This window comes from Micromonospora sp. NPDC005163 (assembly GCF_053599835.1).
Window position 1 is genome coordinate 28,484 of sequence record NZ_JBSFYP010000044.1, and the last position, 21,217, is coordinate 49,700.

At 72.5% G+C, this 21,217-nt stretch carries 18 protein-coding genes; 3 read left to right on the top strand and 15 right to left on the bottom strand.

What is annotated here, in order from left to right:
* The first annotated feature begins 246 nt into the window (after positions 1 to 246).
* On the top strand, positions 247 to 663 hold the full coding sequence (locus ACWD6N_RS25805) for a helix-turn-helix domain-containing protein (RefSeq protein ID WP_354964850.1): 417 nt from the start codon (positions 247 to 249) through the stop codon (positions 661 to 663).
* A gap of 21 nt (positions 664 to 684) precedes the next feature.
* On the opposite strand, the gene ACWD6N_RS25810 is transcribed toward ACWD6N_RS25805, so the two are convergent.
* From ACWD6N_RS25810 to ACWD6N_RS25845, 8 genes are all read right to left on the bottom strand, one after another.
* Positions 685 to 1,614 (bottom strand): hypothetical protein, encoded by a 930-nt coding sequence (locus tag ACWD6N_RS25810; RefSeq protein ID WP_354964851.1) that lies wholly within the window; start codon positions 1,612 to 1,614, stop codon positions 685 to 687.
* Positions 1,615 to 1,909: 295 nt separating this feature from the next.
* A complete protein-coding gene (locus tag ACWD6N_RS25815; RefSeq protein ID WP_387324509.1) occupies positions 1,910 to 4,042 on the bottom strand; it encodes a DEAD/DEAH box helicase in 2,133 nt (710 codons plus the stop codon).
* A 108-nt stretch (positions 4,043 to 4,150) separates the two neighbouring features.
* Positions 4,151 to 4,897: an SDR family NAD(P)-dependent oxidoreductase gene (locus ACWD6N_RS25820; RefSeq protein ID WP_354964853.1), complete on the bottom strand. Its 747-nt coding sequence runs from the start codon at positions 4,895 to 4,897 to the stop codon at positions 4,151 to 4,153.
* Between the two features lie 134 nt (positions 4,898 to 5,031).
* Positions 5,032 to 6,156 carry a branched-chain amino acid ABC transporter permease gene (locus tag ACWD6N_RS25825; protein WP_354964854.1) on the bottom strand — a complete coding sequence of 375 codons (1,125 nt, stop codon included), beginning with the start codon at positions 6,154 to 6,156 and terminating at the stop codon, positions 5,032 to 5,034.
* On the bottom strand, positions 6,153 to 7,043 hold the full coding sequence (locus tag ACWD6N_RS25830; RefSeq protein WP_354964855.1) for a branched-chain amino acid ABC transporter permease: 891 nt from the start codon (positions 7,041 to 7,043) through the stop codon (positions 6,153 to 6,155). The genes ACWD6N_RS25825 and ACWD6N_RS25830 overlap by 4 nt, the downstream gene beginning before the upstream one ends.
* Entirely contained in the window at positions 7,043 to 7,813 is a 771-nt protein-coding gene (locus ACWD6N_RS25835; RefSeq protein WP_354964856.1) for an ABC transporter ATP-binding protein, read from the bottom strand. The genes ACWD6N_RS25830 and ACWD6N_RS25835 overlap by 1 nt, the downstream gene beginning before the upstream one ends.
* On the bottom strand, positions 7,810 to 8,553 hold the full coding sequence (locus ACWD6N_RS25840; RefSeq protein WP_354964857.1) for an ABC transporter ATP-binding protein: 744 nt from the start codon (positions 8,551 to 8,553) through the stop codon (positions 7,810 to 7,812). The genes ACWD6N_RS25835 and ACWD6N_RS25840 overlap by 4 nt, the downstream gene beginning before the upstream one ends.
* Before the next feature lie 3 nt (positions 8,554 to 8,556).
* Entirely contained in the window at positions 8,557 to 9,762 is a 1,206-nt protein-coding gene (locus ACWD6N_RS25845; RefSeq protein ID WP_354964858.1) for a substrate-binding domain-containing protein, read from the bottom strand.
* Positions 9,763 to 10,242: 480 nt separating this feature from the next.
* Between ACWD6N_RS25845 and ACWD6N_RS25850 the strand changes: the two genes are divergently transcribed.
* Together ACWD6N_RS25850 and ACWD6N_RS25855 are read left to right on the top strand one after the other, a co-directional pair.
* The gene (locus tag ACWD6N_RS25850) at positions 10,243 to 11,577 is read left to right on the top strand and encodes a TrkH family potassium uptake protein (protein WP_354964859.1); all 1,335 of its coding nucleotides are present in this window, start codon (positions 10,243 to 10,245) and stop codon (positions 11,575 to 11,577) included.
* 156 nt (positions 11,578 to 11,733) lie between these two features.
* Positions 11,734 to 12,402 carry a potassium channel family protein gene (locus ACWD6N_RS25855; protein WP_354964860.1) on the top strand — a complete coding sequence of 223 codons (669 nt, stop codon included), beginning with the start codon at positions 11,734 to 11,736 and terminating at the stop codon, positions 12,400 to 12,402.
* Positions 12,403 to 12,449: 47 nt separating this feature from the next.
* Here the strand turns inward: ACWD6N_RS25855 and ACWD6N_RS25860 are convergent, their stop codons facing one another.
* The 7 genes from ACWD6N_RS25860 to ACWD6N_RS25890 form a co-directional block, all read right to left on the bottom strand.
* Complete coding sequence (locus ACWD6N_RS25860) at positions 12,450 to 14,087, bottom strand: protein kinase domain-containing protein (RefSeq protein ID WP_387324503.1); 1,638 nt, start codon at positions 14,085 to 14,087, stop codon at positions 12,450 to 12,452.
* Between the two features lie 71 nt (positions 14,088 to 14,158).
* Positions 14,159 to 15,721 carry a fused MFS/spermidine synthase gene (locus tag ACWD6N_RS25865; protein WP_354964862.1) on the bottom strand — a complete coding sequence of 521 codons (1,563 nt, stop codon included), beginning with the start codon at positions 15,719 to 15,721 and terminating at the stop codon, positions 14,159 to 14,161.
* A 36-nt stretch (positions 15,722 to 15,757) separates the two neighbouring features.
* The gene (locus ACWD6N_RS25870) at positions 15,758 to 16,774 is read right to left on the bottom strand and encodes a coiled-coil domain-containing protein (RefSeq protein ID WP_354964863.1); all 1,017 of its coding nucleotides are present in this window, start codon (positions 16,772 to 16,774) and stop codon (positions 15,758 to 15,760) included.
* Positions 16,775 to 16,967: 193 nt separating this feature from the next.
* Positions 16,968 to 17,777: an inositol monophosphatase family protein gene (locus ACWD6N_RS25875; protein ID WP_354964864.1), complete on the bottom strand. Its 810-nt coding sequence runs from the start codon at positions 17,775 to 17,777 to the stop codon at positions 16,968 to 16,970.
* Entirely contained in the window at positions 17,770 to 18,222 is a 453-nt protein-coding gene (locus tag ACWD6N_RS25880) for a response regulator (RefSeq protein ID WP_354964865.1), read from the bottom strand. The genes ACWD6N_RS25875 and ACWD6N_RS25880 overlap by 8 nt, the downstream gene beginning before the upstream one ends.
* Positions 18,219 to 19,967 (bottom strand): sensor histidine kinase, encoded by a 1,749-nt coding sequence (locus ACWD6N_RS25885; RefSeq protein WP_387324499.1) that lies wholly within the window; start codon positions 19,965 to 19,967, stop codon positions 18,219 to 18,221. Before ACWD6N_RS25885 ends, ACWD6N_RS25880 begins: the two co-directional genes overlap by 4 nt.
* The gene (locus tag ACWD6N_RS25890) at positions 19,964 to 21,181 is read right to left on the bottom strand and encodes a PP2C family protein-serine/threonine phosphatase (protein ID WP_354964867.1); all 1,218 of its coding nucleotides are present in this window, start codon (positions 21,179 to 21,181) and stop codon (positions 19,964 to 19,966) included. The genes ACWD6N_RS25885 and ACWD6N_RS25890 overlap by 4 nt, the downstream gene beginning before the upstream one ends.
* Between the last annotated feature and the right edge of the window lie 36 nt (positions 21,182 to 21,217).

Consider the following 21,217-nt stretch of genomic DNA (forward strand, 5'->3'; position numbering starts at 1 on the left):
CTCCTCGACAGGTGGTCCGGTCGGACGCGGCAGGCGAGCACGCCATGCCGGGACGGGCACCGAGCCTAGTGGAAGAACGACGATGATCGCTGGGTACGCGTTCCGGCCTGGCCCATACTCCGGCTCAGCAAAAGTCCCATCCACGGGACAGTTTGTGCGGTCAGTCAATTGTTTCCACCCCTCGGCGTACTACCCTCGGAAAGCGCATGCCCCAGTGCTTCGGCCGGAAGGGGAAGACCCGCAGGGATGGGTTCCGCAGACGTTTCACCACAGATGGCCTTCGCCCGCTTCGTCCGGCGCGCCATCGACGACGCTCGCGACGAACGCGGGTGGACGGTCACCGACCTTGCCTCGCACACGGGCGTGGGCCGTTCCACGGTGTTCCGTTGGCTGGCCGGTGACTGGCAGGACTACCCCGAACTGGCGAAGGTGCGCGGCTTCTGCTCCGCGCTGGATCTGCCGGTCGCGGCGGCGTTCCGGGCGCTCGGGCTGCCCGACGCCGGCCCGGCACCCCGCCGACGCAACGACGACGGCCCGGTCGAGGCGGACGTTCGCGCCATCCTGGACCGGCTGGCCGACCCCACCGTCCCCGCCGAGGAGAAGCACCACATCCGCGACCTGCTCCGCTACCTGGCCCGCCGCCCCATCCGCCGCGCCGGCTAACCCCGGCACCGCCCCGGGGGGTTAGGGGACCGTGAGGGTGAACTCTGCGGTGTGGACCTTGGTGGCTACCTGAAAGTCGAGGTAGAGGCGGTAGCGGCCGGGGCCGGGGGTGGTCAGCCAGAACTTGACCTGGCCGTCCACGAGTTCCGGTTCAGGGTGTACGTGCAGGTAGGCCAGGTCGCCCTCGCGTAGCGCCACCAGGTGCCCGTACGCCCCGAGGTAGCGCTCCAGCGGGGCGGCGCCGCCAGCGGCGTCGATCCGGAACGTGAGCGGCACCGTCGCGGCGGCCTGCGGGCCGCCCTGGTAGCCCACCGTGAACCCGTCGACCGCCGTCGAGGTGGCCGGCGCCGGCAGCGAACGGGGCTGGTAGCCGCCGGGCGCGACCAGGTCCGTGCCGAGGGTCACCGCGGTCTGGCCGCCGTCGTCGGCGACCACGGTGAAGTCGCCGTACGCCCGCCAAACGCCGGGCTGCGCGAGGGTCAACGGCACCGACCAGGTGCCGTCCGGCGCCATGGTCGGGTGCAGGTGCTGGTAGCCGGTCAGGTCCCGGCGGACCACGATGAGGTGCATCGGCTTGTCGTGCACCACGGCGAAGCGGGTGACCGGCCGGCGCTGCGCGTCGCGTACCTGGAACCGGAGCTGCCCGGAACGGCCCGCCGGGAACTCGGTGGCCTCGGGGGCCAGGGTGTACCCGGCGGAGCTGACCGACAGGCCGCCCGGCTCCGCGCCCGCGCCCTGGTCCGCAACGGTGGCGCTGCCGTGGTCGTGCGGTTCCGTGCCCGGCGGGTGGGTGTGGTCGGCGGCCAGCGCCGTACCGCCGGCGCTGGTGGCGCCGCCAGCGTTCATCCGACCCAGGCCGAAGCCGAGCAGCACCGCGAGTACCAGCCCGCCGACCACCAGCGCCAGCCGGAGTGTGCTCCGGTCCGGCGTGGTGGAGATCCGGTCAGGCACCGCTGGCGTCCAGCGCGTGGACACCGTCGCCGACGGCCGCCCGCACGCGGTGCTCGCAGGTCATCCCGGGGATGGCGTACGCGGTGACGGACGGTTGATCGGTCATGCCGCCCACGGTACCGCCGCGGCCGGCCGGTCCCGGGCGACGCCGGGGCGGCGTGGCGACTGTCGCAATCCGCCCTGCCCGGGAACTTTTCCGCCACCACCAGGGCTGGCCGACCGGCCAGGGGCGGCGGACGCCGGAGGGGACCGCCCGTCGGGCTGCGGAACGGCCGGCGAGGGCGGCTCGGCGGGCTCAGCCGGCCACAGCGAGGGCGAGCGGAAGCACGTCCGGCGCACCAGCCTGGCGCAGCACCCGGGTCACCATCGTCATCGTCCATCCCGAGTCGACCAGGTCGTCGACGAGCAGCACCGGTCCGGCCAGCCCGGCCAGCGCGTCGGCCAGCTCGGCCGGCACGGTGAACGCGACATGCAGCGCGCGGACCCGCTGGGCGCTGTTGCCGCGCGGCCCGCCGGCGCCACCCGGACCGGTCGGGGAAACCTCGCCGAGCAGCGGCAGCCGACCCACGGCGGCGATCCGCTCGGCCAGCGAGCCGACCAGCCGGGGCCGCCGTCGGGAGCCGACCGCGGCCACCGCCGCTGGGCGACGGGGCCACGGGTCGTCGCCGTGCGCCCACGCCTTCAGCACCTCCACCACCGCTGCGGCCACATCGTCGGGCACCGGGGCGTCGGGAGCGTCCGGGCCGACCAGGTCGCGCAGCCGACCACCCCAGCCCAGGTCGGAGAGACGCCCCACGGCACGCCCGGGCAGCGCCTGCTCCGCCGGGGGGATCCGGCCTTTCAGCGGTACGCCCACCGCGTCCAGCCCGGTCGGCCACAGCTTCTTCGGGGCGATCTCCACGCCGGGCCGCCCCAGGAACGTCTGCGCGGCGGTGAGCGCGGCCGTCGACACGTCCGAGCCGAAGAGCGGGTCGGCGCACCGGTCGCACCGGCCGCAGTCGGCCGCCCCGGTGTCGTCGAGGCACTCACGTAGATACCGCATCCGGCAGCCGGACGTGGTCGCGTACTCCCGCATGGCCTCTTGCTCGACGGTGCGCGCCTCGGCGACGCGCCGCAACCGGGCCTCGTCGTAGACCCAGGGCTCGCCGGTAGCGAGCCAGCCACCGCGCACCCGGCGGACCGCGCCGTCCACGTCGAGCACCTTGAGCATCAGCTCCAACCGGGCCCGGCGCAGGTCGACCAGCGGCTCGAGTGCCTGGGTGGAAAGCGGGCGGTCGGTGTGCAGGGCGGCCAGCACGGCCCGCACCTGCTGCTCGGGAGGGAACGCGAGCGAGGCGAAGTAGCGCCAGATGGCGGCGTCCTCGGCACCGGGCAGGAGCAGCACCTCGGCGTGTTCGACGGCGCGGCCGGCGCGGCCGACCTGCTGGTAGTAGGCGATCGGCGAGGGCGGCGCGCCGAGGTGGACGACGAAGCCCAGGTCGGGCTTGTCGAAGCCCATGCCGAGCGCGCTGGTGGCGACCAACGCCTTGATCTTGTTGTCCAGCAGGTCCTGCTCGGCGGCCCGCCGGTCGGCGTCGTCGGCCTGCCCGGTGTACGAGGCCACCGGGTAGCCCCGGGTGCGCAGGAACTCGGCGGTCTCCCCAGCCGCCGCGACGGTCAGCGTGTAGACGATGCCGGAGCCGGGCAGCTGGTCCAGGTGGTCCGCGAGCCAGGCCAGGCGGTGCGCCGGGCTGGGCAGGTCGAGCACGCCGAGGCGCAGCGACTCCCGGTCCAGCGTGCCGCGCAGCACCAGGGCGTCACCCAACTGCTCGGCCACGTCCTGGGTGACCCGGGTGTTGGCGGTGGCGGTGGTGGCCAGCACGGGGGTGCGCTCCGGCAGCTCGGCGAGGAAGGTGCGCAGCCGCCGGTAGTCCGGCCGGAAGTCGTGCCCCCAGTCGGAGACGCAGTGCGCCTCGTCGACGACCAGCAGCCCGGTGGTCGCGGCCAGCTTCGGCAGTACGCCGTCGCGGAAGTCCGGGTTGTTGAGCCGCTCCGGGCTGATCAGGAGCACGTCCACCGCGCCGGTCTGGATCTCGGCGGTGATCTCGTCCCACTCGTCGAGGTTCGCCGAGTTGATCGTGCGGGCCCGGATGCCGGCTCGAGCGGCCGCCTCGACCTGGTTACGCATCAGCGCCAACAGGGGCGAGACGATGACGGTCGGGCCGGCCTGGTCGGCCTGCTCGCTGTCTCGGAGCAGCGCGGTGGCCACGAAGTAGACCGCCGACTTGCCCCAGCCGGTGCGCTGCACGCAGAGCACCCGCCGCCGGTCCACGACCAGCGCTTCGATCGCCCGCCACTGGTCCTCGCGCAGCCGGGCGTGCTCACCGGCCAGCCGGCGCAGCACCGCCTCGGCCCGCTCCCGTACCGACGCCCGCTCTGCTGTCTCCACCCGGCATTTCTACCAGCGCCGTCCGTCATCCCCCTGTTGATCAAGAGGTCTGCGTCATCCTCCGGCCGAATCCTGACGCAAACCTCTTGATCAACAGGGTGCGGGTGCTCAGCGGCCGAGGACTGAGCCTCCGTTGACGCCCAGGACCTGGCCCGTCACGTAGCCGGCTGTCGGGCTGGCCAGATAGCGGACCGCCTCGGCGACGTCGTCCGGTAGCCCGGCTCGCCCGACCAGGGTCGCCGCGACCCGCGTCGCGTGGCCCTCCGGCGTCATCCGGTCACCGAAGAACTCGGTGTCGGCGACGTAGCCGGGGCTGACCACGTTGACCGTGATCTGTTCCGGGCCGAGCTCCGCTGCCAGGGCGTACGCCCAGCCGTGCAGCGCCGCCTTCGCCGCCGAGTACGGCCCGGCGCCGCCACGTTGCGCGGCGATCGAACTGACCAGGATCACCCGGCCGCCCGGACGGCGCAGGGCCGGTCGCAGCGCCTCGGTCAGCAGCACGGCGGTGAGCACGTTGGCGTCCAGGTTGGCCCGCCAGTGTGCGGCGGTTCCGGCCAACGTGCCGGTGTCCCCGCCCAGGTAGCCGCCAGCGTTGTTGACCACCACGTCGACCGGTCGACCGCCGACCGCCGCCAGGACCCGGTCGAGCTGCTCTGGGTCGGTCAGGTCCGCGGTCACGGCGGTGACGGCGTCCGGCCGCCCGCAGTCGGCGGCGATCTGCTCGGCGGTGGCCGTCAACACCTCCACCCGCCGCCCGACGATCAGTACGTCGTACCCGTCCCGGGCAAGAACCCTCGCGACGGCCGCCCCGATCCCGGTCCCGCCCCCACTGACAACCGCAACCCGCGAGTCCATCTCCCCGACCTCCCCTGGCGCAGAACCCCGTCGATCATGAAGTTATCGCCATCCGCCGCGGCTTGTCACGGCTATAACTTCATGATCGACGGGGTGAGACGCGGGGTGCGGCCGGGGCGGGGTGCGGGGGTGGGTCAGCGGCGGGAGGGTGGGAGTAGGGAGCGGCGGAGGAGGGTCAGGCGGGGACCGAGGCTGGCGAGGCCGCCGGGGAAGAAGTAGACGGCCAGGATGAAGAGGGTGCCGAGCACGAAGAGGGGCTGGGAGAGCGGCCGGCTGAGCACGGCGGGCAGGCTCTCCACCGCGTCGGAGCTGCCGAACGCGGTGAGCCGGTGGTCCAGGTACATGTAGAGGACGCCGCCGAGCACCGGCCCCCACCGCGTGCCCGGCCCGCCGAGCACCACCATGACCAGCAGCGACAGGGTCAGCTCGGACGAGGTGATGTGCGGCGAGGCGCCGCCGACGATCAGGCAGTAGACCGCTCCCCCGGCCGCTGCTAGCCCGCCGGCCAGGGTGAACGCCACCAGCTTGTAGCGGTACGGGTCGAGCCCGAGCACGCCGATCCGGCGCTCGTCGTCGCGCAACCCGGCCAGCACCCGCCCGGTCGGCGAGCCGGAGACCCGGTGCACCACGAAGACCACCAGGGTCAGGTACGCCAGCGCCAACCAGTAGAGGTTGACGGTGTTGGTCACCCCGACCAGCCCGGCGGGTAGCCCGGAGACGTCCAGCGGCAGGCCCTCCTCACCGCCGGTGAAGCCACCGAAGTCACGGGCCACCAGGATCGCCCCGACCTGGGCGAAGGCCAGCGTCACCATGGCGAACGCGATGCCGACCGTACGCAGCGCCACCGCGCCGAGCAGCGCGGCCAGGATCGTCCCGCCGGTGACGGTCAGCAGCGCCGCCTGCCAGAGCGGCAACCCGGCCTTGGTGACCAGGATGTCGGTGCCGTACACCCCGGCGGCGAAGTAGAGCGCGTGCCCGAAGGAGAGCATCCCGGTTCGGCCGAAGAGCAGGTCGTAACCGGCAGCGAGGCCACCGAAGACCAGGCAGACGGCGAGCACCTGCAGGGTGCCGGGCGAGTTCAGCGGTCCCTCGAAGATCCCCGGCAGGGGCAGCGTCGAGTACGGCACGATCAGCGCGACCACCAGCGCGACCAGTGGCAGGAACGGTCGTACCCGGTGCCACCGCCCGCGACCGGGGGTCAGCTCGGCGGGTACCGCCGCCGGCGGGGCGGGTACCTCGGGGCTCTTGACCTCGGTCATGCCGTTGCCACCTTTCCGGCGATGCCCTGGGGGCGCAGCAGCAGCACCACGGCCAGCAGCCCGACCACGCAGACGTCGCCGAGACCGGAGGGGCCGTAGTAGTTGACGAACTGTTGCAGCAGCCCGACGGCGACCGCCGCGTACGCGGAGCCGACCACCGAGCCCATCCCGCCGATCACCACCACGATGAACGCGAAGATCAGCAGCGAGCTGCCCTGCCCGGGCGAGACGGTGCCGAAGTAGACCCCGCCGAGCGCCCCGGCCAGCGCCGCGGCGGCCCCACCGATCGCGAAGACCAGGGTGAACGCCTTGCGCACGTCGATGCCGAGTGCGGTGACCATCTCCCGGTTCTCCACCCCGGCCCGGATCACCAGGCCGTAGCGGGTCCAGCGGAGGAAGGCGAGCAGCGCGCCCAGCACCAGCACCGCCGCGATGATCAGCAGCAGCCCGCCGTTGGGCACCTGCGCGCCGAGGATCCCGGTGACCTCCCGGGTCCAGTCCGGCCGCGGGAACGGCCGGGCGTCGGCGCCCCAGGTGGCCTGGAGCAGCGCCACCCCGGCCAGCGAGAGGCCGACGGTGACCAGCACCTGCTCGATGGTGCGCGAGTAGAGCGGCCGGATCAGCACCAGCTCGACCAGCACCGCCACCAGCGTGCCGGCGGCCACCCCGAAGACGACCGCGAGCACGAAGCCGAACCCGTCCGACCCGGCGCCCGGCAGGTTGCCCGCCGCCCACCACGTCGCGTACGCGCCGACGCCGAGGAACAGCCCGTGCGCGAAGTTGAGCACGTCGGCCAGGCCGAAGACCAGCGACAACCCGGAGGCGACCAGGAAGTACAGCGCCGCCAGGCCGAGCCCGGTCAGCGTCAACAGGATCACGGTCCCCATCAGTGGCCGTCCTTCCCCGCCGCGGCGCGGCCCGGCTCTGCCGGGTGGTGCGATTCGCCGCTGCCCACGCCCAGCAGGGACCTGGTCAGCGCCGTCTCCAGCAGCAGTTCCTGCGCGTCACCGGTCCAGGCGACCTTGCCGGCGGCGAGCACCACCGCGTCCCTGGCGAGCCGCCGGACCACCGCCAGGTTCTGCTCGACGAGCAGCACCGGCACGGACTCCGCGACCCGTTCCAGCACCTCGGCCACCTCGGTCACCACTTTCGGCGCCAACCCCTTGGTCGGCTCGTCGACCAGCAGCAGCCGGTTGTCGTTGAGCAGCACCCGGCCGATCGCGAGCATCTGCTGCTGCCCGCCGGAGAGCGAGCCGGCCCGTTGCCGTCCGCGCCGGTCCAGCTCCGGAAAGAGCGCGAAGACCTTGTCGTACGCCGGGCTGACGCCGCGCCGCTCGGCCAGCCGCAGGTTCTCCGCGACAGTGAGGCCGGCGAACACGCAGCGGTCCTCCGGCACGTAGCCGAGCCCGCCGCGGACCAGCCGGTGGGTGGGGCGGGCCAGCAGGCTCTGCGCGCCCATCCGGATGGTGCCGCGGACCTCCCCGGCGGGCGGGGTGAGGCCGACGATCGCGCGCAGCGTGGTGGTCTTGCCGACACCGTTGCGACCGAGCAGAACGGTGACGCCGGTGGGTGCGACCGTGAAGGACACGCCCTGGAGGATGTGCAGCCCGGAGATCCGGACCGACAGATCCTCCACGTTCAGGATCGGCTCGGTCATAGCGCCTCTCCGAGATAGGCCTCTTGCACCGTGGGGTTGGCCATCACCGTCTCCGGGGTGTCGCAGGCCAGCAGTGCGCCGTGGTGCATGACGGCGATCCGGTCGGCCAGCTCCAGGATGACGTCCATGTGGTGCTCGACCATCAACACCGCCCGGCCGCTGTCCCCGGTCAACGACTTGATCACCGAGACCAGCTCGGGCACGTCCTCGGCGCTGACCCCGGCCATCGGTTCGTCCAGGAGCATCACCCGCGGTTCACCGGCGAGCAGCAGGGCGATCTCCAGCTTGCGCTTCTCGCCGTGCGCGAGGGTGCCGGCCAGCGCCGTACCCCGGTGGGCGAGGCCGACCCGGTCGAGCGCCGCGTCGGCGGCGGCGGCCACCTCCCGGTCGGCCGCCGCCCGCCGCCACAGTTTCATCGAGCCCCCGCGGTGCGCCTGCACGGCGAGCCGGACGTTCTCCCGCACGCTGAGCGAGCCGAAGACCGACGACGCCTGGAAGGTACGGCCCAACCCGAGGCGGGCCCGCCGGTGCGGCGGGAGCGCCTCGATGTCCTGCCCGTCCAGGGTGATCCGGCCCTCCGTGGCCCGGCGCAGGCCGGTGATCAGGTTGAACAGTGAGGTCTTGCCGGCGCCGTTCGGCCCGATCACGCCCAGGAACTCCCCGGGCGCCAGGTCGAGGTAGACGCTGTCGACGATGGCGACCTCACCGATCCGCCAGGTCAGACCGCGGGTGGCGAGCATGGGTCAGCCCTTCATGGCCACGGCCGGCGGCGCGGACTCGTCACCGGTGAGGCTCTTCTGCGCGGTCGCCGTGAAGGCGGTGCCGCTGCCGGTCAGCTTGGCCTGGAACATCGGCTGGAGCAGCGCGTGGTCCGCGGCCCGGATGGTCATCTTGCCCTTGACCCCGTCGAAGCTCCAGCCCTCCAGGGCGGTGACCATCTTGTCGACGTCGTCCCCACCCTCCTGCACCGCGCGGACCACCATCTGGGCGGCGGCGAAGCCGTCCGGGTGGAACAGGTCGAGCGTGCCGCCGGGGATCTTCGCCTTGGCGGCCTTGGACGCCTCGGTGTCGCTCGCCCCGTCGAAGTAGTGCGACAGGAAGGAGATCTTCGTGCCGGCGGCGCCGAACGTCGGCCAGGAGGCCCGGATGTCCAGGCCGGTGACGACCGTGGTGGAGGAGAGCACGCCCTGCTGGTCGAGGCTCTGCCACATGGCCGGGGCGGTGGCGCCGGCCCAGGCGACGAAGAGCAGATCCGGCTTGGCCGTCTTGATCTGGCTGGCGAACGGGGTGAACTCGGTGGCGCTGGCCGGGGCCCGGACGCTGCTCACGGTCGCGCCCGCGCCGCCGATGACCGCCTTGACCGCCGCCTCGTTGGCGTCGCCGAACGCGCCGTCCTGGGCGAAGACCACGACCTTCCTGCCGGCCGGGTCGCCGATGAACGACTTCGCGGTCACCACGTCCTGGTACGACTGGCGACCAGAGCGGAAGGTGTACTTGTTCGCCCCGGTAACCGCGTCGGTGGCGGCCGGCCCGGAGATGAACAGGACCTTGTTCTGCGCCGCGATCGGCGCGACCTGGAGCGCCACGCCGGAGGCGGTGGAGCCGGCAATGATCTTCGTGCCCTTGCCGATCAGGTTCTTGGCCGCGGAGACCGCCTTGGCCGGGTCGCCCGCGTCGTCGACCTCGGTCAGCTCGATCTTGCGGTCACCGACCTTGCCGGTGCCCTTGGTGGCGAAGTCGAGCCCCGCCTTGAACCCCTCGATGTACTGCTTTCCGTAACTGGCCAGGGCACCCGACTGGGAGTACACCAGGCCGACCTTGACCGGCGCGGCACTGTCGCCGCCGCCGGTGGCGGTGTCCTGCGGGCTGCCACAGGCCGTGGCGGCCAACGCCGCGGCCATCATCGTGGCGGCGGAGAGGAACACCCGCCGCGTCGTCCGGACCGTCATTGCGACTCCACATGAGGACTCGGAGGGAGAGAACTTCTTCGTGACGGCCCACGCTAGAAGTGACGTCACCCACGAGCTATGTGGTGGAAACACACAAGTAACAGGAGAGGGGTAGCCGGACGTTACAACTGGCCGCACTACCACCCGAGGGCCCGGCCTCCCGATGGCCCGAACCCCCACGGACCGCCCGGCCGCTGTGTCGCACTCATCCACCCGAACGACCGCAGGGCCCCTCGTGCGCCGCCGGGCGCGGGCACCGCCGGCGACCGTCGAGCAGGTTGTCGCAGCAGCGGCTCCAAAGCCGCTCCCGCTCAAGGTCGTGCTGGATCGTGGATGTAGTGGTGTCAGACGTTTCGGGAGACCACTACATCCAGGATCAAGCGCGATCTTGGACGGGCGTGCGCCGCCGAGCGGCGGCAGGGGACCCTCCGGAATGGGCGTTCCCGCTCACACCCCGGCGCGAAAACGGAAGATTGTCTGGTGCGCCAGTTTTTCCGCAACCCGGTGCGGCTGGTGCCGTTCGGGTTTCTGGTGCCGATCCTGCTCGGCACCGGGCTGCTGATGGCGCGTTGGGCGACCGTCGAACACCAGCGCCCGCCGCTGGTCACCGCGCTCTTCACCGCCACCTCGGCCGTGTCGGTCACCGGCATGGCGGTCACCGACACCCCCAACTACTGGTCCGGCGGAGGACTGGTGGTGATAACCCTGCTCACCCAGCTCGGCGGCCTCGGCATCCTCACCGGCGCGGCACTGGTCATCCTGGTGGTCGCCCGCCAGCTCGGGCTGCGCAACCGGCTTCTGGTGCAGGCCGAGACGGCGGAGTTCGGCATCGGTGACGTCGCCCGGCTGCTGCGCCGGATCGCGGTCACCGTCTTCGCCTGCGAGGCGGTGATGACCGCGCTGGTCGCCGGCCGGCTCTGGCTGGCCTACGAGTATCCACCCGGGCGAGCCCTCTGGTCGGGCCTCTTCCACGCCATCCAGGCGTTCAACAACGGTGGCTTCGCGCTCTACTCCGAAGGCCTGCTGGCGTTCGACCGCGACCCGTGGGTGTCGCTGCCGCTGGCGTTCGGCGCGATCGTCGGTGGGCTCGGGTTTCCCGCCCTGTTCGAGGCGGCGCGCGAGTGGCGCCGACCGAGGCGCTGGGCGGTGGCCACCAAGCTGACCATCTGGGGCAGTGTCGCGCTGCTCCTGCTCGGCTTCGCCGGTCTGCTCGCCGCCGAGTGGACCAATGTCGGCACCATCGGCACGTACGACGTCCGGGGCAAGGTGCTCGCGTCGTTCACCCAGATCGCGTTGAGCCGCACCGGGGGTTTCAGCGTCCTGGACATCACCGCCCTGCAGGAGGAGAGCTACCCGCTGCTGATCGTGCTCATGTTCATCGGCGGCGGCAGCGCCAGCACGGCCGGCGGGATCAAGGTCTCCACGTTCTTCCTGCTGGCGTTCACCATCTGGGCGGAGCTGCGGGGCGAGCCGGACGTGACGGTCGGGCGCCGCCGGGTGGCCAACGCCAGCCAGCGGCAGGCCGTCACGGTGTCGTTGCTCAGCGTCGCGCTGGTCACGGCCGGCACGATGATCCTGCTGCTGATCACCGAGGGCGTCCGCTTCGTCGGGGCCCTGTTCGAGGTCACCTCCGCGTTCAGCACCACCGGGCTGACCGTCGGGCTGGCCGGCGAGCTGCCGGCCAGCGGCCAACTGACCCTGACCGTCCTGATGTTCATCGGCCGGGTCGGGCCGCTCACCCTCGGGTCGGCGATCGCACTGAACACCCGACGCCGGCTCTACCGCTATCCGCAGGAACAACCCATTGTCGGCTAGGACCGGTGTCAGAGTCGCCGGTCGAGCGGAGGCGGAGATTCTTCCGGATACCGGTGTTTCATCCGGAAGAATCTCCAACGCGGTTGGTTGTCATCTGGGCCTGCCGCAGGCCGGCCAGGGGCTCTACCGCGGGCCCTGGCAGCGAGGAGGGTCGAGGTGTCGGCTAGGCGAGCGGACGGCAGCGGCGTCGTGGTGATCGGGCTGGGTCGGTTCGGCAGCCACCTGGCCGGCTCGCTGACCCAGATGGACCACGAGGTGCTGGCCATCGACCGCAACCCGGACCGGGTACAGCGCTGGTCGGCCCAGCTGGACCGGGTCGTCCAGGCCGACTCGACCGAGGACGGGGCGCTGCGGCAGGTCGGCGTCGCCAGCTTCGGGCGGGCGGTGGTGGCCATCGGCGCCTCGGTGGAGGCGAGCGTGCTCACCGTACTGGCGCTGACCGAGCTGGGCCTGCCGCAGATCTGGGCCCGGGCGACCTCGCAGAAGCACGCCAAGATTCTCTCGTCGGTGGGCGCGCACCACGTGATCTTTCCGGAGGCGGAGACGGGCGACCGGGTGGCACACCTGATCGTCAGCCGGCTGCTCGACTTCATCGAGTTCGACGACGACTTCGCGATCGCCACCGTTCGCGTGCCGGAGTCCCTGGTCGGGCGCACCGTGCTCGACCTGCGCCCGGACGATCGCTACGGGGTCCGGGTCATCGGCGCCAAGCTGCCCGGCGAGCGCTTCAAGTACGCGTCGGACAGCACGGAACTTCCCCAGGGCGGGCTGCTCGTGGTGGAGGGTGGGATCGACCAGGTGCAACGGTTCGCGGGGCTCCGCTGAACCGCCTCACTTCTTCCCGCCGCCGTGCCCCCTCCCCTCACCCTTGGTCACTTTCCCCCTTTTCCCGAACCACCACCCGGCCCCTTGCCCTTGCCGGGCTTCTCCGGCTTCGCCTTCGTCGGGGCACCGCCCGGCCCACCCGAGCCGGAGCCGCCGCGGACCGTCGCCGCCTTGGGCGGGGCCTTCGTCGTGGCGGCGTTGCTCGGCATGGCGGCGGACGGTGTGCTGCCGGCCACCCCGGAGACCCGTACCCCGCAGGTCGCGTCGCCGAGCCGGAACTCCACCGGCAGCGGGTTCGCCCCGCTGTACTTCCCCGCCAGGGTGAGTTTCTCGGCCGCGCCGGGCGCGAGCGTGCCGCGCTGGGCCGCCGGCCGGATCAGCACCGTGCGGCCCTGCTGGCGCACCGGGGCCGGCTGCGCCTTCGTCACCGTCTGCTGACCGGGAAAGGTGAAGCTCAGCGTCCAGTCGCGCAGCGCGCTGCCCCCGGTGTTGGTCAGGGTCAGCTCGGCGGCGAAGTCCTTGCCGGAGTCTGCGCGCAGCGCGTACGCCACCTCGCAGGGCGCCGCCGGCGGCAGACCCATCCGGGCCTCGGTCGGCGGCTGGTCCCCGCCGTTGGCCGGGCTGCGCGAGGTGAGCCCCCACAGGGCCCCGGTGACCGCGAGCAGGCTGGCGGCGGCCACCCCGGCCTCAACCCGCCGACGCCTGGTCGCCCGCCTGCTTCGGTTGCGGGTGCGCGACAGCGGCAACGCGTCGGTCTCCGCCGACCAGGGCAGGATCGTGGTGCCGGCGCTGGCCAGCGCGGCCGGGTCCACTGGCCAGGCGGCCGGCGAGACCGGCACCGCCGCCAGCATTCCGGCCGCGTCGGCGAGGGTCCGGGCCAGTTCGGCGGTGGCGGGTCGTTCCCCGGGCTGCTTGGCCAGACAGCGCCGCACCAGGTCGGTCACCTCGTCGGGCAGCTCCGACACCTGCGGCATCGGGTCGGGGTCGTTGTACATGTGCGCGCGCAGCATCTGCGTGGTCGTGCTGGCCTGCCAGGGCAGCCGGCCGGTGAGCATCCGGTAGAGCAGCAGCCCGACGGCGTAGACGTCGGTGGCCGGGGAGACCTGACCGTTGTCCAGTCGCTCGGGGGCGAGGTACGCGGGCGTGCCGAGCAGCGTCCCGTCCGGCCCCTTCTCGCTCTCCCCCACCAGCGCGGAGATACCGAAGTCGACCACCTTGACCCCGGTCGACGTGAGCATCACGTTGCCCGGCGTGACGTCCCGGTGTACCACACCCCGGGCGTGCGCGGTGGCCAGCGCCGAGCTGACCTCCGCGCCGATGGTCACCGCCTCCCGCCACGGCAGCCGCCCCTCCCGGCCCAGCCTGCCGGCCAGCGAACCGCCGTCGACCAGCTCCATCACCACGTACGGCACGGTCAGGCCGGCCTGCTCGGACTCGCCGTAGTCGTACACGTTGGTGATGTTCGGGTGGCAGAGCCGCGCGGCGGCCTGCGCCTCGATGCGGATGCGGTGCCGGAAGGCCCGGTCGGTGGCCAGCCGGGAGGCGAGCACCTTCACCGCGACCTGCCGGCCGAGCACCTCGTCGTAGCCCCGCCAGACCACCGACATGCCGCCCGCGCCGAGCTGCTCGATCAGCCGGTACCGCTCATCGAGGAGTTGCGCACTGTTCCGGTCCCCACCGCCCATGGTGGCCGTTGTTGCCCAGGTGCGGCCCGGCTACACCTCGGGTATCGGAATCGGTCAGGAATGTCACCCGATCAGGCGGTGGCCAGCAGCTGATCCACCGGGGCGTAGTCGTCGGTCAGCACCAGCGCGTCCCCGATGAAGTCCGTCAGGTCCGCGCCGGAGAGCAGGCTGACCCGCCGGTCGACCTCGTCCAACCGGGCACGGACGGCGGCCAGCGGCAGCGGCGCGTCGGAGGCGACGATGAGGAAGTTCGCGCCCTGCTCCTCGGCGAGCGCCTCCGGCGGGGCGATCAACGCGACGTGCGCGAACTCGGCGGACACCGTGGCCAGCTCGGCGCGGATGAACCGCAGTGGCGGGTAGTCGATGACGTTCTGCACGTACACCCCGCCGGGGCGGGTCACCCGCCGGACCTCGGCGACCATCTCCCGGGTGGCCAGGTGCCAGGGCACCACCAGGTGGCCGAACGCGTCACCGACCACCAGGTCGCGACTGTCCGTCGGCTCGCCGACGACCAGCATCCGGGCGTCGCCCACCACCGCCCGCAGCCCCGGCCCCGGGCGTACGCCCAGCTCCCGCTCGCCCAGCTCGACCAGCCCGCCGTCGATCTCGAACACCACGTTGTCGGTGCCCGGCCGGGTGGCGGTCAGGTAGCGCGGCACGGTGAACCCGCCACCGCCCAGGTGCAGCGCGTCCAGCCGCTGCCCGGCGGGCGCGGCCACGTCCGCGACGGCGCCGATCCACTTGGTGTACGCGTACTCCAGGTGCTTCGGGTCGGCCAGGTCCACGTACGAGTGCTGGGCCGAGTTGAGCAGCAGCGTCCGCCCGCTGGGCCGGTCCGGGTCCGACGTCACCCGGGCGCAGTGGTACGCCGTCTCGATGTCGCACGGGTTCGGCGCGACGGTGGTCAGCCCCGCCCCGACCAGGCCGAGCACCGCCAGCGCGGCCCGGGTCCTGGCCGGACCGGGCAGCTCGGTGCGCGACTGCCGGCGCAGGTACCAGCCGAGGCCGATGCCGGCCAGCCCGAGCGCCACCGCCAGCGCCAGCAGGATCACCGTGCTGGGCAGCGCGGCGACCAGCACGAAGCCGGTGAGCAGGGTGGCGGTGATGCCGCCCAGGGTGCCGATCCCGGAGAGCCGGCCGACCACCTGGCCGGTCCGACGCAGGTCGGCGAGCTGGAGCTTCACGACCAGCGGGGTGACCGCGGCGAGCAGCGCCGCCGGCACGAACACGGCCAGCGCCACCAGCAGCAGGATGGCGCTGGCGGCACCGCCGCGCAGCACCTCACCGGCGTACCGGACCACGGGCAGGGTGACCGCGGTGGCGATGCCGGCCAGCACCAGCGCCGGCGCCAGCAGGCCCCGCGGGTCGCGCCGGTCGGCCAGCCAGCCGCCGGACCACGCCCCGTACGCGATCGCGGCCAGCGCGATGCCGATCACCGAACTGGTCACCTGGAGGGTCACCCCGACGTACGGGCCGACCAGGCGCAGCGCGACCGTCTCCAGCACCAGCACGGCGCCGCTGGAGAAGAAGACCAGGAAGGCGGCCAGGCCGTTGGGCAGCGCCCGGCCGGTGACCGGCACGGACGGGGCCGAGGAAGCCGGCGGGGCCGCTACATCGGACGGTGGGGAGCTCATCGTCGCGATGGTACGCAGCCAAGCTGGTGCCGCGGGTCAGTACATCGAGAGATGAACATGGTTCGTGTGGCTGGCGGCCGGACTGCCGCTGCCGCTGTACGAGCGCCACCCGGTGCCGGGATGCCAGATCTGCCTGTACCAGATCACGTAGAGCACACCCAGACGATCGGCGTTGCGCACGTGCCAGGCGGCCAGGCTGTCCCCGTACGCCTTGTCGCCGCCGGTCGCGTTGCGGTCCTCGAAGCCATTCGTGGCGGCCGCGAAGTCGCAGGCCCGCCCCTTCGGGTGCTCGCCGCCGCCGCCGCTGCGGTGGCAGGAGACGTGCCGCTTGTAGCCGGCCGCCTGGGTCTGCTTGAGCGCGTTGAGAGTGCGCGGGGTGATGCACCCGGACGTGGTCGGGTCATCCACCGAGCAGGACTCTGACGGCCAGGATCCGTCCGAGTTGCGCGGCGCCGGCTTGGCCGAGGCGGAGCTGCCGCCGCTGAAGCCGTTGCTGCTGCCCGAGCTGACCTCGGCGAGCGCCGCCTCGGCTTCCTTCTTCTTCTTCGCCATCACGGCGAGCTGCTTCCGCTGCTCGCGGACCTCCGTGTCGATGGCGACCTTCGCCTGCTGCGCCTGCTGCCGGGCGTCGGTCAGCGTGCGGAGCCGCTTGCCGTCCCGCTGGGCCATCAGATCGAGGTCGGCCGCGCGTTGCAGGAACGCCTGCGGGTCGGCGGAGTTGAGCAGCATCGTCACCGGGGTGAGCCGGCCCGCGCGGTACGACTGCGCGGCCACCTCGCCGACCTGGGCGGTGAGCTCGACCAGCCGGCCCTCGACGCTCTTCAGCTCGCCGGTGAGCGCCGTCTGCCGACGCTTGGAGTTGTCCAGCTTGGCCTTCGCCTCGATGTGACCCTTGGCGGTCAGCTCCAGCGCGTCCCGCAGCTTCTTGCTGCCGCCCTCGCCGGGCTCCGCGTACGCGGGCACCGCGCCACCGGCGAGCACCAGCGCGGCGGCGGCGACGAGAGTGAGCAGCACGCGGCGACCGCGTCGCTGGCTGAGCCTGATCCTGGGCACGAAAGCGTCCTTCCGTCGACCGCCGGCCCCCGGTGAACCACTGCGCGGCGGCGTCCCCGCCGGCGCCGGTCGGCGGCCTGCTGGCGGAGACCGCCGGTCACGATACCGGAAGCCACGCCGGTGACCAGTCCCGTGACGGCTGGGCGGCTCCGGTGTCGACGCAACGTGCCACCACCGTCGCGGAGTGCGCGGATCAGGTGCCGAGCAGGGCGTCGTGCACCTCGGCCCAGACCTGCTCGTTGGCCGCGACGAGCAGGCCGTGACCCTCGTCGGCCGGGTGATAGTCGACCCCGTCGAACCGGCGGGCGACGCCGCCGGCCGCACGGACCAGCAGGGTGCCAGGGCCGTGGTCCCACGGCAGGGTGCGCCAGAAGAGGACGAACTGCTGCTCACCGGTGAGGATGTCCAGGTACTCCCGGCCGGCGCAGTGCTGGCCGGGCAGCAGCTCGCCGAGCCGCCGGCCACCGGCACGGACCCGGTCCCGGGTCTCCGGTGGCAGGAACCGGGTCATCGCGGCGCCACGCAGCTCGCCCATGCGCGGCCCGGCACCGGTGTCGCCCACCGGCCGGCCGTTGAGCAGGGTGCCGTCGTCGGCCCGACCGCTGGCCAGGATCCCGGCCAGCGGGTCCAGGATCCAGCCGGCGGCCGGCCGCCCGTCGGTCAGCAACGCCACCATCAGGGCGAACGGCCGGCGACCGGCGGCGAAGTTGGCGGTGCCGTCGATCGGGTCGACCAACCAGACGTCCCCGCCGTCGCGCAGGTGCCGCAGCAACCCCGGATCGTCGGCGACGCCCTCCTCGCCGACCACCATCGAGCCGGGCCGCAGCCGGCGCAGCCCCGCGGAGATCAGCTCCTCGGCGCGGCGGTCCGCGACGGTGACGATCTCGCCGGGCGCCTTCTCCGACACGTCGGCCTCGTCCAGCTTGCGGAACAGCGGCAGCACGATCTGGTCGGCGGCCTCCCGGAGCAGGTCACCGACGTCGTCGAGCAGGCCGTCAGCCACGCGGCGGCAGCTTGACCACGCTGACGAAGAACTCGTCGATCTGCCGGACCACCGAGATGAAGCGCTCGAAGTCCACCGGCTTGGTCACGTAGGCGTTGGCGTGCAGCTGGTAGCTGCGCAGGATGTCCTCGTCGGCCTGCGAGGTGGTGAGCACCACGACCGGGATCCGACGCAGCTCCTCGTCCTTCTTGATCTCTTCCAGCACCTCCCGGCCGTCGCGGCGGGGCAGGTTGAGGTCGAGCAGGATCAGGTCGGGCGTCACGGCCTCGGCGTACTGGCCCTCCTGCCGCAGGTAGGCGAGCGCCTCGGCGCCGTCGGACACGACGGTCAGCCGGTTGCGGAGCTTGTGCTCCTCGAACGCCTCCTGGGTCATCAACACGTCACCCGGATCGTCCTCCACGAGCAGGACCTCGATCGGGCTCTTGCCGTCCGCCGGCGCGGTCATCCCACCGTCTCCCTCATGTCACCCGTTCTACCGCCTTCCGGGGATCCGTCGGCCCGGTCCGGCCGGTCCGCCCCGGCGGACTGGTCCGCGGAGGTTGCCGGCGCCTCGTTCGAGGGCACGGCGTCGCCGGTCGCGACACCCGCCGCGGGCGCCTGCGGCGGTTCCGGCGACTCCGCGGCGGCTGCCGCCGGCTCGACGTCCTCGGGCAGCGCCGGCAGGGTGAACCGGATCGCCGTGCCCTCCGGTACGTCCGTGTCCACCCAGACCCGGCCGCCGTGATATTCGACGATCTTCTTGACGATGGCCAAGCCGATGCCGGTGCCCGGGTACGCGTCCTTCGAGTGCAGCCGCTGGAAGATCACGAAGATCTTGTCGGCGAACTCCGGCTCGATCCCGATGCCGTTGTCCTGGCAGCTGATCTCCCACTCGGAGCCGACCAGCCGGGTCGAAATGTGCACCTTCGGCGGCACGTCCGGGCGGCGGAACTTGATCGAGTTGCTGACCAGGTTGGCCAGCAGGTTGGTGAGCAGCGGCTCCTCGCCCCGGATCACCGGCAGCTCGGTCCAGGTCAGCTCGGCGTCGGCGTACTGCCGGGCGGCCTCGGTCTGACCGGCCACGTCGCCCATCACCTTGTTCAGGTCGACCTCGACGAAGCCGTTGGTGAGCCGCCCGATCCGGGAGAACGCGAGCAGGTCGTTGATCAGCCGCTGCATCCGCTGCGCGCCGTCCACCGCGAAGGCGATGTACTGGTCGGCCCGCTCGTCGAGCTGACCGGCGTAGCGGCGCTGGAGCAGCTGGCAGAAGCTGGCGACCTTGCGCAGCGGCTCCTGAAGGTCGTGCGAGGCCACGTACGCGAACTGCTCCAGGTCGCGATTGGACCGGGTCAGCTCCTCGGCCTGCTTCTGCAGCTGACTGTTGACCCACTCGATGCGCTCGCGGGCCTCCCGCACCTCGGCCAGGTCGGAGGCGATCTTCTGGCGCATCGCGTCCACACCCGCGCCGAGTTGGACGAACTCCGGCGGGCCGGTGGTGGCGATGCCGTGCTGGTAGTCGCCCTCGGCGACCTCGCGGACCTGGTCGGCGAGCCCGATCAGCGGCCGGATCACCATCCGGTCCAGCGAGAGCAGCAGCACCGCGCCGGCGACTACCACCACCAACGCGGCAATGATCAAGAGCGCGACCAGCAGGTTGCTGCTGCTGCGTACGTCAGACGCGGACTGTTCCCGGGCCGCCAGTATCTCCCGCTGGAGGTCGTCGATCGCCGACCGGACCTCGTCGAACTGCTGCCGGGCCCGTTCGGTGACCAACGCCTGACCGGCGCTGGTGCCGCTCTGCTCGGTGGTGCTGATCACCGGCAACGCCACCGACTGCCGCCACTGCTCGGCCCGCTCCTCGACGATCCGCAGTTCCTGGCCGATCTGCGGGTAGTTGTCGAGCAGGGCCTGCATCGCGGCGACGACCTTCTGCTCCTGGTCGAGCCCCGCGTGGTACGGGCCCAGGTCGTTCGGATCACCGCTGACGGCGTACCCGCGAACCGCCGTCTCCTGGTCGAGCACCGCGTTGAGCAACTCCTGCGCCTGCACCCGCAGCGGGCCGGTCTCGTTCAGGATGGCGTCGATCTGGGTGCGGTTGCGCGCGGCCATCGCCGCCTCCGCCCCGGCCAGGCCGATCAACAGCACGCCCACGACGGTGAGCAGGGTGATGACCCGGCGGCGCAGACTCCAGCCGCCGACCACCGGCGTCACCGGCCACCGCCACGGCTGACCAGCAGCATGGCCACGTCGTCAGCGAGGGGGCCACCGTTGATCTGCTCGGCCCGGCCGACCAGCCACGCCGGCAGTTCGGGCAGGGACACGTCACGGTTGGCCGGCTCGTCGAGCAGCCCGCTCAGGCCCGGCACGTCGAGCCGCTCGTTGCCCTCGCCCACCCGCCCCTCGATCAGGCCGTCGGTGTACATCAGCAGGGACCAGTCATCGGTGTCGAACTCCAGGTCATAGGCGATCGGGCGGCGCGGTCGTACGCCCAGCAGCAGGCCCCCGGGCGCGGGCACCGGGGCGACCCGCCCGTTCGCGAGCAGCAGCGGCGGCGGGTGCCCGGCGAGCCGGACGGTCGCCCGGTTGGCGTCCAGGTCGAGTCGGGTGGTGGCCACCGTCGCGAAGATCTCCTGGAGGCGGCGCTCGCTCATCAGCACCTGCTCCAGCGCCGGCAGCACCTCGTCGTCCGGCACCTTGGCCAGCACCAGGGCCCGCCAGGCCACCCGCAGCTCCACGCCGAGCGCGGCCTCGTCCACGCCGTGCCCGCAGACATCCCCGACGATCAGGTCGAGGCGGTCCGGACGGGTCTGCACCACGTCGAAGAAGTCCCCGCCGATCAGCGCGGCGTGCCGGCCCGGCCGGTAGAAGGTGTGCACAGCCACCTCGTCGGTGGACATCAGTGGCTGGGGCAGCAGGCCGCGTTCGAGCCGAGCCGACTCGGCCTGACGCAGCTCGACCTCGCGCAGCCGGCGGGCGTTCACGTCGGCGCGCTTGCGCTCCACCGCGTAGCGCAGCGCCCGGGTCAGCAGCACCCCGTCCACCTGGCCCTTGACCAGGTAGTCCTGCGCACCCTCGGCGACCGCCACGATGCCCAGGTGCTCGTCTGAGCGGCCGGTCAGCACACAGACCGCGGCGCCACTGGACATCTCCAGCACCTGACGCAGGCCGTCCAGGCCCTGCGCGTCCGGCAGGCCCAGGTCGAGCAGGACACAGTCGACGCCGATCATCCGCTGCCGCGCCTCACTGAGGCTGCTGGCGACCAGCAGGTCGATCATCGAGTTCGTTTCGGCCAGCAGCTCGCCGACCAGGAAGGCGTCGCCCTCGTCGTCCTCCACCAGCAGCACCCGCAACCGCTCACCGGGCGGTAGGTTGGCGTGCCGCGCCAAGCCGCCGTGCGGGTACGGCACAACGGGGGAACCGGCCATGCCGCCTCCCCGGTGCGGCCGGGTCACCGCCGCGAG

Excerpts from the sequence above, each read along its gene's own strand:
- ACWD6N_RS25840 (WP_354964857.1), bottom strand. The coding sequence starts at position 8,553 with ATGCTCGCCACCCGCGGTCTGACCTGGCGGATCGGTGAGGTCGCCATC.
- ACWD6N_RS25860 (WP_387324503.1), bottom strand. The coding sequence starts at position 14,087 with ATGGGCGGTGGGGACCGGAACAGTGCGCAACTCCTCGATGAGCGGTAC.
- ACWD6N_RS25865 (WP_354964862.1), bottom strand. The coding sequence starts at position 15,721 with ATGAGCTCCCCACCGTCCGATGTAGCGGCCCCGCCGGCTTCCTCGGCC.
- ACWD6N_RS25835 (WP_354964856.1), bottom strand. The coding sequence starts at position 7,813 with ATGACCGAGCCGATCCTGAACGTGGAGGATCTGTCGGTCCGGATCTCC.
- ACWD6N_RS25845 (WP_354964858.1), bottom strand. The coding sequence starts at position 9,762 with ATGACGGTCCGGACGACGCGGCGGGTGTTCCTCTCCGCCGCCACGATG.
- ACWD6N_RS25890 (WP_354964867.1), bottom strand. The coding sequence starts at position 21,181 with ATGGCCGGTTCCCCCGTTGTGCCGTACCCGCACGGCGGCTTGGCGCGG.
- ACWD6N_RS25805 (WP_354964850.1), top strand. The coding sequence starts at position 247 with ATGGGTTCCGCAGACGTTTCACCACAGATGGCCTTCGCCCGCTTCGTC.
- ACWD6N_RS25825 (WP_354964854.1), bottom strand. The coding sequence starts at position 6,156 with ATGACCGAGGTCAAGAGCCCCGAGGTACCCGCCCCGCCGGCGGCGGTA.
- ACWD6N_RS25880 (WP_354964865.1), bottom strand. The coding sequence starts at position 18,222 with ATGACCGCGCCGGCGGACGGCAAGAGCCCGATCGAGGTCCTGCTCGTG.
- ACWD6N_RS25830 (WP_354964855.1), bottom strand. The coding sequence starts at position 7,043 with ATGGGGACCGTGATCCTGTTGACGCTGACCGGGCTCGGCCTGGCGGCG.
- ACWD6N_RS25820 (WP_354964853.1), bottom strand. The coding sequence starts at position 4,897 with ATGGACTCGCGGGTTGCGGTTGTCAGTGGGGGCGGGACCGGGATCGGG.